A 14144-nucleotide genomic window follows, 5' to 3' on the forward strand; every position below is an offset into this window, starting at 1 on the left:
TCTTTGATCGTCGGTCAGGCACACAGGTCACGCCGGCGGTAGCCGATCGCGCCGGCGACCACTGCTGCTGCGGCGATGCCGGCCATCACCGACGCTGCTGGCCAAGCGGGTGCGGTGGAAGGTACCGCCGCCAGGTGCGCGAACGGCGACAGCGCCCTGATCCAGGGGGGCGCGTCGATGCTGTCGGCAAGGACCTGCCACAGGAACCCGCCAGCGGCCGGAAGAGCGCCGATCGCCGCGACGGCGCGCGGCGCCCGTCCGAGCGCCAGAACGGCAGCTCCCAGACACAGCAGCACAACCGGCAGGACGTTCCAGGCCCCGGCGAGCGCCTCGCCGACCGAGAGGCCGGCATGGACAGTGGCCGTGCCGGCCCACATGGCGACGCCCGCCACCGTGATCAGGACCAGCGCGGCGCAGCCAGCGACGGCCGCTTCGGCGGCCAACAGCCGTACTCGGGTCACCGGTGCGGCCAGCAGCAGGGTGAGACGCCGGGCATTCTCGTCCGCGGCGACGGCGGCGAGCCGCACGGCGACGAACACCCCGGCCGGAACGGCCAGCAGCGCGAACAGGGTGGCCGCGTAGCCCTCGACCGTGCCGAGTGCCGGGAAGCCAGCCTGGGCCGCCATCGTCGCGAACTCGGGGTTGCCGGTCAGGAACTCGGCCATGGACCGGGCGATCAGACCCAGCAGCAGGAAATACGCGCCGATCCCGGCCGACCATGCGGCCAGCGGCCGCGTCGTACGCCGTACCGCGAAGGCGGGCACCGAACCGAGCAACGCGGTACGCGCCGGCCGGCTGTCGGCCGTAGCAAGGATCGCCGCGCCGACGTCACGCCGAGCCGCGAGCCGACCGGCGAGGGCCAGTAGCAGCACCGCGGCAAACGTCAGCACCGACACCGGCAGCCCACGATTGACGTCGAACGGGCGGGTCAGCGCCAAGAGCCCGAACGGGGACAGCCACCGAAGCCAGGCCAGTGCAGGCAGACCGTCGCCGACCATCCGCGTGAGGAGCCCGACGACAAGGACGGCTGCCGCGACACCGTTGGCCGCCGACCGGCTGACGAACAGCTGCGCGGTGACGCCTCCGACGGCGACGAAGAAGAGCCCGACGGCAGCGAGGCCGGTGCCGTGCAACAACGAACCCGCAGCGTCCACGCCCGCAGCGATCATCGCCGCGGCGGTCGCCGCTCCAACGAGGACCGGAACGGCGGCCAGGACACCGAGGTGCTGGCGGACCGCCTCGGCGAGGGTGATGCCGCCGGACAGCAGCAGGCCCCACCGGCCGGCGTCCTCCTCTCCTCGGGTGATCCGGGTGGCGGCGAGCATTACCCACACAGCGAGCAGGACGGCCAGGACGGTGCCCGTGCGCCACACGGTGAACCCGCCCGGCTGGTCGAGGGCGACCGGCTCACCGAACAGGGTGCGGATCGCGGGGTTGCGGGCCAGCGCCGCCAGGGCCGCCGGGTCCAGTGCCTCGCTGCGGTAGCCGACCACCACCAGGGCGGACATGCCCGCGCACACAGCGGTCACGACCATGGCACCACTGCGCACCTGGCGCACCGCGAGCCCTCTGAGCACACGCTGCGGGCGGGCTGCTGCCGCCGTGGCCGCGATCATCGGGCGTTCTGCCCGTAGTAGGCGAGGAAGATCTCCTCCAGGCTCTGCTCCCGGACGACGATCGTCGACACGTCAGCGTCGGCCAGGGCGCGCAACGCCGCGGCGGGGGAGCCGTTCAGGGTGAACCGCACGGTCGCGGCGCCGTCTGTGTGCAAGCCGTCGACACCGAGGACACCGGCGAGGTCCGGTGGCGTTCCGGCGAACGTCGCGACCACCTCGGTGTGGTGCAGCCGGCGCAACTGCGCGACGGACGCCACCTCCACCAGTTCACCGGCGCGCAGGATGCCGACGCGGTCGCAGACGGCCTCGACCTCGGCGAGCTGGTGGGAGCTGAGGAACACCGTCTGCCCGTTGTCGCGGGCAACCTCGACCGCCTGCCGGAACTGCAGCTCCATGAGCGGGTCCAAACCGCTGGTCGGCTCGTCCAGCACCAGCAGAGGCGCCCGGGTGGCGAACGCCGCGATCAGAGCGACCTTCTGCCGGTTGCCCGTCGAGTAGGTGCCAGCCGGTTTGGACACGTCCAGCGCGAACCGTTGGATGAGCTCGTCTCGATAGGCGGTATCGGTGCCGGGGCCGATGCGGGCGAGCAGGTCCAGCACCTCGGCGCCGGTCATCCGTGGCCACAGCGCCACATCCGCCGGCACATAGGCGAGCCTGCGGTGGGCGGCGGCGACATCGGCGGCGTCGGTGTCGAAGATCCACGCCCGTCCGGAGGTGGGTCGGGCAAGGCCGAGCAGCAGCCGGATCGTCGTTGACTTTCCGGCACCGTTGGGGCCGAGGAACCCGAAAACCTCGCCGGCCGCGACGTCGAGGGTGAGGTCATCGAGGGCGAGAAGCCGCCCGTACCGCTTGGACAGATGTTCGGTGCGCAGGGCAGAAACGCCCATCGGAGCCTCCAGAAGCCGCAGCACGAGATGACCTGCCGACCAGACTTCCCGGCGCACCAGAACTCACCGTACTCCCGTGCTCGCCGCCGAGGAATCCCCCACCCGGCGCCGTCGACGGCGGCCAACCGCCGCCCGCCGCAGCCCATGCCTGTTGGTTTCCGGTGTCCGGCAACGGCGTCGGCGGTTTGTCGGCCGGATGCTGACCTGGATGCCGGGCCGGCGGCCGGCGACGATGTGGGCATGACAAGCGACATCGCCCTACTCACCGAGGACCTGACCAAGTTCTATGGTCAGCGTCGCGGTATCGAGGGGCTCAGCCTGGAGGTTCGCGCCGGGGAGGTGGTGGGATTCCTGGGACCGAACGGAGCTGGGAAGACGACCACGATCCGGCTGCTGTTGGACTTCCTGCGCCCCACTCGTGGACACGCGACCGTGCTCGGGCTCGACCCGCGCAAGGACAAGGCCGCACTGCACCGTCAGATCGGCTATCTGCCCGGCGAGCTCGTGTTTCCCGGGCGGGACAAGGCGGAAGACCTGCTGCGCTTCTTCGCCGCAGCACGCGGCGGCGTGGCCTGGTCGCAGGTGACCGACCTCGCGGAGCGGCTCGACCTGGACCTCTCGCGTTCGGTACGGACGATGAGTAAGGGCAACAAGCAGAAGGTCGGGTTGGTGCAGGCGTTCATGCACCGGCCGGCGGTGCTGGTCCTGGACGAGCCGACCAGTGGGCTGGATCCACTCATGCAGCAGGAGTTCCTGGCCATGGTCCGCGACGCCAGTGGTGCCGGGCAGACGGTCTTCATGTCCTCTCATGTCCTGGCCGAGGTGCAGCAGGTCGCCGACCGGGTCGCCATCGTCCGCGACGGCCAGTTGGCCGCGGTCGAGCGGGTTGAGTCACTGGGGAAGCGGGCGGTCCGCGCCGTCGAGATTCACTTCGATGATCCGGTGGACCCGGCCGAGTTCAGCGTCCTGCCCGGAGTCAGTGACGTGGTGGTGTCCGGCCCGGTGCTGAAGTGCACTGTCGACGGCCGCATCGACCCGCTGATCAAGGCGGCAGCGCGTCATGAGGTCGTGGACATGTTGTCGGCCGAACCTGACCTGGAAGAGACGTTCCTGTCGTTCTACTACCACGGGGAAGGAGCCGGCGATGCTTCCCGCGCTGGTGCGTAAGACCTGGCGGGACGACCGCCTGGCATTGTTCGGTTGGGCCGGTGGCGTCGCCGCTTTCACCGCCATCTACACCTCGTTCTACAGCCAGTTCCAGGGTGCCGCGGAGCTGAAGCAGGACGCGTTGCCCCAGGGCATGCTGGACTTCCTCGGCATCGCTGACATGCTGTCGCCCGCCGGGTATCTGCAGGCGACCATCTTCAGCCTGGTCGGCCCACTGCTGGTCCTGATGTGCGCCGTCACGTTGACCGCCCGCACGATCGCTCGGCCAGAGGAGGACGGCGGCATGGAGCTGATGCTGGCCAACCCGGTCTCGCGAGCCACCTTCGCCTGGCAACGGGTAGCCGCTGCCGGCAGCGCGCTCACCGGGATCGCCGCCATCCCCGGCATCCTGCTGATGATCATCGTCCCCTGGATCGGCATGGACATCTCCCTGTCCAACGTCGCCGCCGCGTCCGCCGGCCTGGTCGCCCTGGTGTGGAGCTTCGCCGGCATCGCCTTCCTCATCGGGGCCGCCACCGGGAAGCGAGCTGTGGTCCTTGCCATCACCGGTGGCCTCGCCGTGGCCACCTACATGGCCAACGCCATCGCTGGCATGCTCGACGGGTGGCACTGGGTGCGCTGGCTGTCACCGTTTCACTACTTCATCGGCACCGACCCGCTGCACACCGGCTGGCATCTGCCCGAGCTTCTCGCCCTCGTACTCCTCGGTGCCGCAACCACGGCCGCCGGAGTCATCGCGTTCGACCGCCGCGACATCGGTGTGTAAACCTGAGGCTGGTGGCCTCCGGTGACGGGCGGCGACCAGCACGCCGACAAGGAACAGCCCATGAGCGAGTCCAATTGGCTGGCGGCCAACTGCCAGGAGCTGCTGTACGTCCCGGCCAGTGCCCGGCGTCAGGCAGCGGTCAACCTGGGTGCCCGCGCAGCGGATGAGGGGCTGAAGCTGCGGGAGCTTGTTACCGGTCTGCTGGATGCCGCCACTGCCCACTGGAGCGCCACCCTGGTCGCGTCGACCGACACCGCCGCGGCCGTGCACTCCCGCGCCGAGACACTGCTGGACACCGCCCGCGTCCTGCTCACCGCCGCCGTGGACGGGTACACCCGGCAGAACCGCGCCGAGCTGGATCGCCACGACAACGAACGTGCCGCGTTCGTCAACGACCTGCTCACCGGCCGGGCCGACCCGGGCGGTCTGGCCGAGCGCGCACACCGATACGGGATTCGCCTGTCGGCCACCCACACCGTCCTGATCGCCCGTGCGGCCGGCCTGACTCCCGGCATCACGCACCGCATCGATGCCGCACTTGCCTCCCGATTCGGCGAAGGCAACACCCTCACCACCCTCCGCGACGGCGACGTGGTGTGCATCAGCGCCGGCGGCCTGCGCGGCATCGCGGCCGAACTCGCCCACCTGCTCCTCACCGAACTCGGCGCGGGCACCTGGCAGATCGCCGTCGGCCGCACCCAACCCGGGATCCACGGCCTGGCCACGTCGCTCGACGAGGCCCGTCACACCCTCGACTACGCCGTCAGGCTCGGCTTCACCACACCCATCCTCAATGCCGCCGACCTGCTGGTTTTCCCCGTGCTCCTGCGAGACCGCGACGCCATCACCGACCTGGTGACAACGGTCCTCGGGCCACTGACCACGGCACGCGGCGGTGCCGAGCCCTACCTGGAGACCCTGACCGTGCTCTTCGACAACCAGGGCAACCACACCGCGACCGCCCGGCAGATGCACCTGTCCGTCCGCGCGATCACCTACCGACTCGACCGCATCCGCGACCTGACCGGCTACCACCCCGGCGAGCCGACCCAACGATTCACGCTACAAACGGCCGCACTCGGCGCTCGACTACTCGGCTGGCCGAATTAGCGCACGAACGTCCGGATCAGGACGGCATCGTCCTGGTCGACGGGTCTTCGTGGACATCCGGTACCCCGGCGTCACCGATGATCGTTGGTCACCAGCGGCTACGCCGCGGGCCGCTGAGCCGCAGTATGTTGCAGATGTCGAAGACGCCGGGCACGTCGTAGGCGAGTTCGGCCGCGACCTGCCGCGCGTTCGCGTCACTGACCACGCCGGCGAGGATGACGACCCGGTTCTGCACGGAGACGGTGATCTGTTGACGCCGCGTGGTCCAGTCGATGCTCAGCCGCTGCGCGACAAGCGCCTCGATCCGCAGGTCCTCGCAGTTCGGCTCGGGCTGGTTCGACGTGTCGGCGAACCAGTTCTCATCGGGTAGTGGCCATGGCATGTACACGGTCAGCTCCTAGGTTGTGGCGAGGCCCGGGGGAACCGGGGACGGCGAGCCCGTAACGCTCCGGGATCGGTCAGAAGCGGTGGGAGTCATGAGGGTTCACTCATGCTGTCCGTCCACATCGAACTTCTGTGGTGCGGGCGCCGTGTCGTTCCGGATCATGGCGGGTCGGATGGGTCGATTTTGGCGGTGGCGACGACGAGTACGACGCCGCTGCCGGCGAAACCGACCTCGATGACCAGGGCCAAGAGGTTGAGGGTGCTGGTATCGACGCCCGCCAGCTGAGCGACGATGGTGCCCGCCAGCGCGGCGACCACCCCGACGGACACGGTCAGCCAGGCCGGGGCCTCCCGGCGTCCTGGAATGACGAGCCTGCCGAGCAGGCCGGCAGCGACGCCGACGAGGAGCGCGGCTACGAGGCCAGCGATGCTCATGGGCTTTCCTCGGACGTTCTTCGAGACGGGGTGCTACGGCAGGTGTCGGTCGGCTAGAAAATTCGGTGCCGACCAGTGGGCATTCGACAGGTCGCTAGCTCCTTCTGGCGCCGGAGGCGGCATCGATCAGGAACCCGCGGCGGTCGCCGCGATGGCGGTCGCGCACTCCGACGCCGAACCCTCAGACAGTTTGGCGAGCGCGTCGTCGCGGCTGTCGAAGACGGGGAAGGCTCCGTCCAGGCGCATCGTGTGCAGGACGGTGCGGATGAACCGCGACGGCGCGGCCAGGCAGAGCGTGACCCCGCGGTCGCGGGCGTCGCGGTGGGCGCGGACGAGGTGCCCGAGGCCGGTGGAGTCGATGAGGTGCACCTGGCTCAAGTCGACAACGACATTTCCTCCCATGTCGGCTGCATGGCGCAAGGCGGTGCGCAGGTTGTCCCCGGTGTCGAGATCGACGTCACCTGTCGCGGCGACGACGGTCACGTCGTCGAGGTGGTCGATGCCGAGGATGCCGCCCGGACCGTGGTCGCCACACGACGCCTGGCCGCCAGCAGGCAGCGGGAGGAGGCTGCAGTGCGGGCAGCGGTGCGGGCCGGTAGCGAAGGGGGAACCGCTCCAGCCCTGCTCGGACACCAGGGTCCAGACGACCTCGGCATCGGGGAGCACACACGCGGTGGCCTTGACGGTGTCGCCGCAGGTGTCGCAGATCAGGGTCATCAGGTGGTCGTCCGGGACAACGGTCATTCTGCTGGTCCTTCCTGGAGCCATGTCTACCGATGGGGTGGGACACGGCGATCGTGCAGAGCTGATGCCGAGGCCCGGCTCTCGAGCCTGACGTTTCCGGCGCTGATAGCTGTTGCGCCCGATGGTGGGCAGGGGAGCCCGCCGGGCGGTCGTCAGTGAGCGACTTTTGCCGAGGCGCGACCATGAGCGACAAGCGTCGGCGGTGTGCGGGCCGGTGCCTGCCCGCCCTGCGGGGTGCCAGGCGGCGACGATGGGGCAGTGTCGACGACCGGCAGGACCTGGTGCAGGCGGGCGGTGTGCAGGATGCGCCGGATGCGGGGGTTCGGATCGCGGATGGTGAGGACCCCGTCGGCGCGGGCCAGCCGCCGGTGCACATCAAGTAGCAGGCCGATGGCGGCGGCATCGATGTGCCGGCACCCGGACAGGTCGACCACCACCTGTGCGGGATGCAGGGCAAGCAGGCGGTCGAACACTGCTCCGGTCGCCGGCAGACAGGCCAGGTCGAACTCGGTGACGCACACCTCGACCAGCGGCAGCGTGCACGGCGTGGGTGCCAGTGGCCCGGTCACAGCCACACTCCTCTCCCTCGCGGATCAGGTCGTCTGTCACCCTGCCGGGCGGGTTTGGCGGCCACTACGCGGATCTGTGACAGTTCCGTGACAAAACAGCCAAGCGGCTGCCACGGTTGGCCAGCGGGCCGATCGGCTGGGGATGATGCGGGTATGACGGCCGTACTGGTGATCGAGGACGACGACCGCATCCGCTTGGCGTTGTTGCTCGCACTGGAGGACGAGGGCTACGACGCGGTGGGCGCGGCCACGGCCGAGGAGGGTCTGCGCGCGCAGCGCCGCGATCCCGCCGACTACGTGCTGGTCGACCTGATGTTGCCCGGCCTCGACGGTTTCGAATGCATTCGGCAGCTGCGTCGTGACGACGACGTACCGATCGTGGTGGTCAGTGCCCGCGACGACACGCACGACATCGTCGCCGCTCTGGAGGCCGGCGCCGACGACTACGTCGTCAAGCCGGTGGCGATCAAGGAACTGACCGCTCGGCTGCGCGCCCTGCGCCGCCGGGCCCGAAACGGCGTCACGGGGCACGCGTCGGAGCCCGTGCCGGCGTTCGTCGTCGGCGAGTTGGAGATCAGCCCGGACGGGGGAGAGGTTCGCCGAGCCGGCCAACCCGTACCGGTCACCCGCACCGAGTTCCGGTTGTTGTGCGAGTTGGCCGAGCACGTCGGCCGGGTGCTGTCCCGCCAGCAACTGCTCGAACGGGTCTGGGGGTACGACAGTGGAGACGAACGGCTGGTCGACGTGCACGTCGGCCGGCTGCGGCAGAAGATCGAGTCGGACCCGGCGAACCCGCGGCACCTGGTCACCCTGCGGGGCCTGGGCTACAAGTTGCAGCGATGAGACGCCTCGGACTGCGTACCCGGGTGACCGCCGCGTTCGCCGTCGGAGCGCTCCTGCTCGCCGCGTCGATGGCCCTGGTCTCGTACGAGCTGACCCGCCGCTCCCTGATCGACGAGCGGGAACGCGCGGCCCTGCGCGCCGCGTACTTCGACGCGACAGTCGTCCGTGCCGGGATCGACACCGACACCCCCGACGTCGTACAGGTGCTCCGGTCGCTGGACACCGGTGGCGGCCGCCGCCCGGTCCTGCACCTCAACGGCGAGTGGTACGCGCGCACCGCGGATCCCGGCCCTACCGCGGCTATCCCCGTCGACTTGCGACGTCTTGTGGCGTCCGGGCAGCCGGCGGTGCAGCGGGTCCGCGTCGACGGACAATCCGCACTGGTCGTCGGCGTGCCCCTCTCGGCGACGGCGACGTACTTCGAGGTCAACTCGCTGCGGGAGCTGGAGCAGACTTTCCAGGTCCTGGCGCTCGCGCTGACCACCGTCGCGATCATGGTCGCCGGGTCCGGCGCGGCCCTCGGCTGGTACGCCACCCGGCACGGGCTGCGTCCGCTGACGGCCGTCGCTGATGCCGCCGAGAAGATCGCCGGCGGCGATTTCACCGCCCGCCTCGACACAGCCAGCGACCCTGACCTGACCCGGCTGTCATCCTCGTTCAATCAGATGGTCGACCGCCTCGCGCAGCGCATCGAGCGCGACCGTCGTTTCGCCGCCGACGTCAGCCATGAGCTGCGCTCCCCGTTGCAGACCCTCGCCGCCGCGGCCAGTGTCCTGGCCCGCCGTCGCGAACAGCAGGACGAGCGGACGGCGATCGCGGCGGGGCTGGTCGCCGACGAGATCGACCGTTTCCAGCGCCTCGTCAACGATCTGATCGACCTGGCCCGCAGCGACCAGCCCGCCCACCGTGCCCCCGTGGACATGGTGGCACTGGCCCGGGACGCCTGCCACGCCCTGGACCTGCCCGCGTCGATCGTCCGCGTCGCACCGGAGGTGTCCGCGACGTGGCTGGTCGAGCGACGGCGTGTCGCGCAGGTGCTGGCGAACCTGTTGGACAACGCCGTCACCTACGGGGGCGGTCCGACGGGCGTCCTGCTCGACCGCGACGGCAGCGCGGGCGTCATCGAAGTCGAGGATGAGGGCCCGGGTGTGCCCGTCGAGGACCGAGAGGTCATCTTCGACCGTTTCCTCCGCGGGCGAGCCGCCCACACCCGGGGTGCCGGCGACGGCACCGGACTCGGCCTCGCACTGGTCGCCCAGCACGCCGCCGCCCACGGCGGACACGTCACGGTCACCGACCGCCCCGGCGGGGGTGCCCGCTTCCGCGTCACGCTGCCGGTGAGCCTGACGTGAACCGCCGCCATCTCCTCGCCGTGGGGCTTGTCGCGCTGCTGAGCGGCTGTGGCATCCCCACCGACGACGCACCCCGCGCCGTGCAGCCGCCGCGCGGGCCGTTCCCCACTCCCGCTCCCGCCGAGACCGCGCCGGTCGGGCTGGCCACCGAGACCCTCTGCCTGGTTCGCGACAATCGGATCGTCCCGGTGCTCCGGCGCGTGGACCGCACACCAACCATCGAGGACCACCTGCGGCACCTGCTCGCCGGACCCACCGAGGCCGAACGCGACACCGACCTGACCAGCGCACTGCCGGGAGCGGTCAACGCCGCCGGTGCGACGCTGACCGGCACCCAGGCCCGAGTCGCGGTCGACGGACCCGCTGATGACGCCGGACGCAGCGACGAGGTCCTCGCCTTCGGGCAGATCGTCTGCACCCTCACCAGCCGCGATGACGTCACCAGCGTGTCATTCCTGCGCGACGGCAGACCGTTGGGTGTGCCCCGCGCCGACGGTTCACTGTCCGAACAGCCACTAAGCCGCACCGACTACGCCCCACTGATCAGCCCACGGTGAGCTGGCCACTGCCGGGGTGAGCTGGCCACTGCCGGGGTGAGCTGGCCACTGCCGGGATGGCGGCCGACGAAGGCGGTACACGCAGCGCTCACTCGCTCACCGCCCAGCTGCAATCGAAAGGACCTGGCGCTCCCGCCGGCCGGGGCGCTTGTCCCGCCAGCCCGTGGCCGGCAGCGAGGTTGTCACCGCAGGGGAGCCACTTCTCGCCCAGGGGCGGCACGCCTATTGCCGACCGACCAGGCTGATAGGTTGATCTCAGGTGTGCCGGGAAGTCTGGTCGGCGTTGCGATGACGGCTGACCAGAACAGGAGAAGCGCCGAATGAGCACCCTGGCCTGGATCGCGGTGGCCGTGTTCGTCGCCGCCTACGTCCTCATCGCCACGGAGAAGATCAACCGGGTGGCGGTGGCCCTGGGTGGGGCGTCGATCATGCTGGCGATCGGGGCCACCGACGCCGAGCACGCGTTCTTCTCCGAAGAGGCCGGCATCGACTGGAACGTCATCTTCCTGCTGCTGGGGATGATGCTGATCGTCGGCGTGCTGAAACGCACCGGCCTGTTCGAGTACCTGGCGATCTGGAGCGCCAAGAAGGCCCGAGGCCGCCCGTTCCCGATCATGGTCATCCTGGTCGTGGTGACCGCCATCGTGTCGGCGGCACTGGACAACGTCACCACAGTGCTGCTGGTAGCGCCGGTGACGCTGCTGGTCTGCGAGCGGCTCGGTGTGCCGCCGGTCCCGTTCTTGATCGCTGAGGTGATGGCGTCCAACATCGGTGGCGCGGCCACCCTGGTCGGCGACCCTCCGAACATCATCATCGCCAGCCGGTCGGGGTTGAGTTTCACCGACTTCCTGAACGTCATGGCCCCGCTGGTGCTGATCGTGATCGTCGTGTTCATCGGCCTGTGCCGGATCATGTTCCGCAAGGCGTTCCGCTACGACGCCGAGCGCGCCGCCCGGATCATGGCGCTGCGGGAGGCGGACGCCATTCGCGACCGCCGCCTCGTCGTGATCAGCCTGGTGGTCCTCGGCGCGGTTCTTGTCGCGTTCAGTCTGCACACGGTATTGCACCTGGAGCCGTCGGTGGTGGCCATCCTCGGCGGCCTGCTGCTGCTGGCGTTGTCCCGACTGGACGCGGAGGACGTGGCCAAGGAGGTCGAGTGGCCGACGCTTGTGTTCTTCGCCGGCCTGTTCATCATGGTGGGGGCTCTGGTCGCCACCGGGGTGATCGACAGCATCGCCCGGTCGGCGACCGAGGCCGTCGAGGGCAAGCTGTGGCCGGCCACCATGTTGTTGCTGTGGGCATCGGCCGGGTTGTCGGCGATCGTGGACAACATCCCGTACGTGGCGACGATGAGCCCGATCGTGAGCGAGTTGGTGAACGCCGAAGGCGGGCTCGGCAAGGCTCAGGTGCTCTGGTGGGCTCTCGCCATCGGGGCTGACTTCGGCGGTAACGCCACTGCCGTCGGCGCGTCGGCGAACGTGGTGGTGCTCGGTATCGCCGACCGCGCCGGGCACAAGATCACGTTCTGGGGGTTCACCAAGTACGGTCTGATCGTCACCGTGATCTCGGTGGCGATCGCGGTGCCGTATCTGTGGCTGCGGTTCTTCTGAGGCTCAGGTGCCGAGCATCCGGTCGAGCAGCCCGTCCAGGGTGATCGCGCCGGTCATCACCCGGTTGCCGTCGACGACCGCGACCAGCGGCACATTCGAGCGGGCCATCACCGAGGCGACCTCGAGCAGAGTGGCGTCGGCGCTGACCGCCGGCAGGCCCGGACGGTTGCGCGGCAGCAGGTCCGCGACGGTGCGGTTACCGATGCCCTCCAGGATCACGTCGGCGGCGGCCTCGTCGATCACCCGGGCCAGCGCCGGATCGTCCTGGCAGTAGGACGGCAGCGCCATCCGCAGCACCTGCGTGCCGGCCAGCACCGTCGAGGGACGGCCCATGGTGTCCACCACGATCAGGCCGGGCAGGTCCTGCGCCGCCAGGATCCGCGCGGCCTCCCGTGCCGGCATGTCCTCGGTAACGGTTTCCATCTGGATCGCCACGTCGCTCGCGCGCATGCACCGACGATACGCCCGGGCTGCCGCCCCGACCGCGCTGATGCCACGTGTCAGACCACCCGCGGCCGGCCTACTGCTGGTAGACGTCGGGAACGTCGTCACGGTCACGGTCGACCTGCTCGGCCTCGTAGATCTGCTGGTACACGCGGTTGCGCACTCGCAAGATGACCATGGCGAGCGCGGCGGCGATCAGGGAACCCGCCAACACGGCGATCTTGACCCGGCCGTCGGCGTCGCTGCCGACGCCGAAGGCGAGTTCGCCGATCAGCAGCGAGACGGTGAACCCGATACCGGCCAGCACGGCCAGCCCAGCCACGTCGATCCACGCCAGCCCCGCGTCCAGCCGGGCCCGGGTGAACCGGGCGACGAGCCAGGTCGCGAGCAGGATGCCGATCGGCTTGCCGACGACCAGACCGAGCATGATGCCCACAGCGACGGGGTCGGTGACCGCCTCCGCCAAGCCGTCCAGCCCGCCGACGGCCACCCCGGCGGACATCAACGCGAACACCGGCACCGCGACGCCTGCGGAGATCGGCCGGAACCGGTGCTCGAAGTGCTCCGCCAGACCGGGCCCGGGCCCGGCGTTCCTGGAACGCAGCACCGGGACGGCGAAGGCGAGCAGCACCCCGGCGACGGTGGCGTGCACGCCGGAGGCGTGCACCAGCGCCCAGGTCGCGAACGCCAGCGGCAGCAGCAGCCACCATGAGCGCACCCGACGCTGTACCAGCAGCGCGAACAAGCCCAGCGGCACCGCCGCGGCCAGCAGCGGCAGCACCGACAGGTGAGCGGTGTAGAAGACCGCGATGATGACGATCGCCAGCAGGTCGTCCACCACCGCCAGGGTCAGCAGGAAGGTACGCAGCGCGCTCGGCAGATGCCGGCCGATCACCGCCAGCACGGCGAGGGCGAACGCGATGTCCGTGGCGGTCGGAATCGCCCACCCCTTCACCGCGCCACCCCAGTTCACCACCGCGTACAGCAACGCCGGCACGAGCACGCCACCGACCGCGGCGGCGACCGGGACCGCGGCCCGGCGGGGATCACGCAGATCACCGGCGACGAACTCGCGCTTGAGTTCGAGACCGGCGACGAAGAAGAAGATCGCCAGCAACCCGTCGGCCGCCCACATCGCCAGCGACAGGTCCAGGTGCAGCGCGTGCGGCCCGACGGTGAGCGCCGTCATCGCCTGGTAGCGGTGCGCCCACGGCGAGTTCGCCCAGATCAGCGCCACGACGGCACCGACCAGCAGCAGCGCGCCGCCGATCGTCTCCTTGCGCAGCACGTCGGCGATGCGACGTGCCTCGGCCCAGGAACCGCGGCCCAGGACACGAGGGGGTGACTGAGGGTTCGACGTCACAAGCGGGCCAACTTTCAAGAAGACGGGTCGGAGCCAATTGCCGACCAGACTTCCCGGCGCACCGGAACCTATCGTACCGGCGCCCACCGCTGCAGCGGCCTGGACCACCTACTGCCGGCGGTGCCCCTCGTCACTGCGCATCAGTCGCAGGCGTCTGTTCCCCACACCCAGCACCACCGCTACCACGAAGATTGGCGTGAAACGCTCGGTCAGGGCGACCAGGTGCGGCCGGTAACGCCCAGTCGGGCGGATCGGGCGTCACCGACCGCGCGAACTGATCAAGAGCTGATGGTTGAG

Annotated in this window: 15 protein-coding genes; 7 read left to right on the forward strand and 8 right to left on the reverse strand. The window is 70.0% G+C overall.

Annotated features, from left to right (window positions below; translation table 11 throughout):
• Window positions 1-14: 14 nt before the first annotated feature.
• Together ACLQ3B_RS05470 and ACLQ3B_RS05475 are read right to left on the reverse strand one after the other, a co-directional pair.
• Window positions 15-1529 carry a hypothetical protein gene (locus tag ACLQ3B_RS05470; RefSeq protein ID WP_425777878.1) on the reverse strand — a complete coding sequence of 505 codons (1515 nt, stop codon included), beginning with the start codon at window positions 1527-1529 and terminating at the stop codon, window positions 15-17.
• Window positions 1530-1612: 83 nt separating this feature from the next.
• A complete protein-coding gene (locus ACLQ3B_RS05475) occupies window positions 1613-2503 on the reverse strand; it encodes an ABC transporter ATP-binding protein (RefSeq protein WP_425777880.1) in 891 nt (296 codons plus the stop codon).
• Between the two features lie 240 nt (window positions 2504-2743).
• Here ACLQ3B_RS05475 and ACLQ3B_RS05480 point away from each other — a divergent pair, with 240 nt between their 5' ends.
• From ACLQ3B_RS05480 to ACLQ3B_RS05490, 3 genes are read left to right on the forward strand one after another with little or no spacing between them, the layout of a single operon-like run.
• On the forward strand, window positions 2744-3670 hold the full coding sequence (locus tag ACLQ3B_RS05480) for an ABC transporter ATP-binding protein (protein WP_425777881.1): 927 nt from the start codon (window positions 2744-2746) through the stop codon (window positions 3668-3670).
• Entirely contained in the window at window positions 3648-4436 is a 789-nt protein-coding gene (locus ACLQ3B_RS05485; RefSeq protein ID WP_425777883.1) for an ABC transporter permease subunit, read from the forward strand. Before ACLQ3B_RS05480 ends, ACLQ3B_RS05485 begins: the two co-directional genes overlap by 23 nt.
• A 60-nt stretch (window positions 4437-4496) precedes the next feature.
• Window positions 4497-5546 (forward strand): PucR family transcriptional regulator, encoded by a 1050-nt coding sequence (locus ACLQ3B_RS05490; RefSeq protein ID WP_425777885.1) that lies wholly within the window; start codon window positions 4497-4499, stop codon window positions 5544-5546.
• An 88-nt stretch (window positions 5547-5634) separates the two neighbouring features.
• Here the strand turns inward: ACLQ3B_RS05490 and ACLQ3B_RS05495 are convergent, their stop codons facing one another.
• The 4 genes from ACLQ3B_RS05495 to ACLQ3B_RS05510 all read right to left on the reverse strand — a co-directional run bounded on the left by ACLQ3B_RS05495 (window position 5635) and on the right by ACLQ3B_RS05510 (window position 7678).
• Window positions 5635-5934, reverse strand: a complete 300-nt coding sequence (locus tag ACLQ3B_RS05495; protein WP_425777887.1) for a BON domain-containing protein — start codon at window positions 5932-5934, stop codon at window positions 5635-5637.
• Window positions 5935-6089: 155 nt separating this feature from the next.
• The gene (locus tag ACLQ3B_RS05500; RefSeq protein WP_425777889.1) at window positions 6090-6365 is read right to left on the reverse strand and encodes a GlsB/YeaQ/YmgE family stress response membrane protein; all 276 of its coding nucleotides are present in this window, start codon (window positions 6363-6365) and stop codon (window positions 6090-6092) included.
• A gap of 126 nt (window positions 6366-6491) precedes the next feature.
• Window positions 6492-7109: an STAS domain-containing protein gene (locus ACLQ3B_RS05505; protein WP_425777891.1), complete on the reverse strand. Its 618-nt coding sequence runs from the start codon at window positions 7107-7109 to the stop codon at window positions 6492-6494.
• A 152-nt stretch (window positions 7110-7261) separates the two neighbouring features.
• Window positions 7262-7678: an STAS domain-containing protein gene (locus ACLQ3B_RS05510; RefSeq protein WP_425777893.1), complete on the reverse strand. Its 417-nt coding sequence runs from the start codon at window positions 7676-7678 to the stop codon at window positions 7262-7264.
• 153 nt (window positions 7679-7831) lie between these two features.
• On the opposite strand from ACLQ3B_RS05510, the gene ACLQ3B_RS05515 reads away from it, so the two are divergent.
• From ACLQ3B_RS05515 to ACLQ3B_RS05530, 4 genes are all read left to right on the forward strand, one after another.
• Window positions 7832-8521, forward strand: coding sequence for a response regulator transcription factor (locus ACLQ3B_RS05515; RefSeq protein ID WP_425777895.1), 690 nt, complete (start codon window positions 7832-7834; stop codon window positions 8519-8521).
• Entirely contained in the window at window positions 8518-9873 is a 1356-nt protein-coding gene (locus ACLQ3B_RS05520; RefSeq protein WP_425777896.1) for a sensor histidine kinase, read from the forward strand. The genes ACLQ3B_RS05515 and ACLQ3B_RS05520 overlap by 4 nt, the downstream gene beginning before the upstream one ends.
• Window positions 9870-10430: a GerMN domain-containing protein gene (locus ACLQ3B_RS05525; protein ID WP_425777898.1), complete on the forward strand. Its 561-nt coding sequence runs from the start codon at window positions 9870-9872 to the stop codon at window positions 10428-10430. Before ACLQ3B_RS05520 ends, ACLQ3B_RS05525 begins: the two co-directional genes overlap by 4 nt.
• A gap of 320 nt (window positions 10431-10750) precedes the next feature.
• Window positions 10751-12040, forward strand: a complete 1290-nt coding sequence (locus ACLQ3B_RS05530; RefSeq protein ID WP_425777900.1) for an SLC13 family permease — start codon at window positions 10751-10753, stop codon at window positions 12038-12040.
• Window positions 12041-12043: 3 nt separating this feature from the next.
• Here the strand turns inward: ACLQ3B_RS05530 and ACLQ3B_RS05535 are convergent, their stop codons facing one another.
• Together ACLQ3B_RS05535 and nhaA are read right to left on the reverse strand one after the other, a co-directional pair.
• The gene (locus tag ACLQ3B_RS05535) at window positions 12044-12490 is read right to left on the reverse strand and encodes a CBS domain-containing protein (protein ID WP_393362455.1); all 447 of its coding nucleotides are present in this window, start codon (window positions 12488-12490) and stop codon (window positions 12044-12046) included.
• Between the two features lie 70 nt (window positions 12491-12560).
• Window positions 12561-13847 (reverse strand): Na+/H+ antiporter NhaA, encoded by a 1287-nt coding sequence (gene nhaA, locus ACLQ3B_RS05540; RefSeq protein ID WP_425777902.1) that lies wholly within the window; start codon window positions 13845-13847, stop codon window positions 12561-12563.
• Between the last annotated feature and the right edge of the window lie 297 nt (window positions 13848-14144).

Origin of the sequence: Micromonospora sp. DT53 (assembly GCF_049841535.1) — a bacterium.
Classification (GTDB): domain Bacteria; phylum Actinomycetota; class Actinomycetes; order Mycobacteriales; family Micromonosporaceae; genus Micromonospora.

Bases quoted from the DNA above. Each gene is read 5' to 3' on its own strand.
- ACLQ3B_RS05530 (WP_425777900.1), top strand. From the start codon at position 10,751: ATGAGCACCCTGGCCTGGATCGCGGTGGCCGTGTTCGTCGCCGCCTAC.
- ACLQ3B_RS05500 (WP_425777889.1), bottom strand. From the start codon at position 6,365: ATGAGCATCGCTGGCCTCGTAGCCGCGCTCCTCGTCGGCGTCGCTGCC.
- ACLQ3B_RS05490 (WP_425777885.1), top strand. From the start codon at position 4,497: ATGAGCGAGTCCAATTGGCTGGCGGCCAACTGCCAGGAGCTGCTGTAC.
- ACLQ3B_RS05520 (WP_425777896.1), top strand. From the start codon at position 8,518: ATGAGACGCCTCGGACTGCGTACCCGGGTGACCGCCGCGTTCGCCGTC.
- ACLQ3B_RS05475 (WP_425777880.1), bottom strand. From the start codon at position 2,503: ATGGGCGTTTCTGCCCTGCGCACCGAACATCTGTCCAAGCGGTACGGG.
- ACLQ3B_RS05480 (WP_425777881.1), top strand. From the start codon at position 2,744: ATGACAAGCGACATCGCCCTACTCACCGAGGACCTGACCAAGTTCTAT.
- ACLQ3B_RS05485 (WP_425777883.1), top strand. From the start codon at position 3,648: ATGCTTCCCGCGCTGGTGCGTAAGACCTGGCGGGACGACCGCCTGGCA.
- ACLQ3B_RS05535 (WP_393362455.1), bottom strand. From the start codon at position 12,490: ATGCGCGCGAGCGACGTGGCGATCCAGATGGAAACCGTTACCGAGGAC.
- ACLQ3B_RS05515 (WP_425777895.1), top strand. From the start codon at position 7,832: ATGACGGCCGTACTGGTGATCGAGGACGACGACCGCATCCGCTTGGCG.
- ACLQ3B_RS05505 (WP_425777891.1), bottom strand. From the start codon at position 7,109: ATGACCGTTGTCCCGGACGACCACCTGATGACCCTGATCTGCGACACC.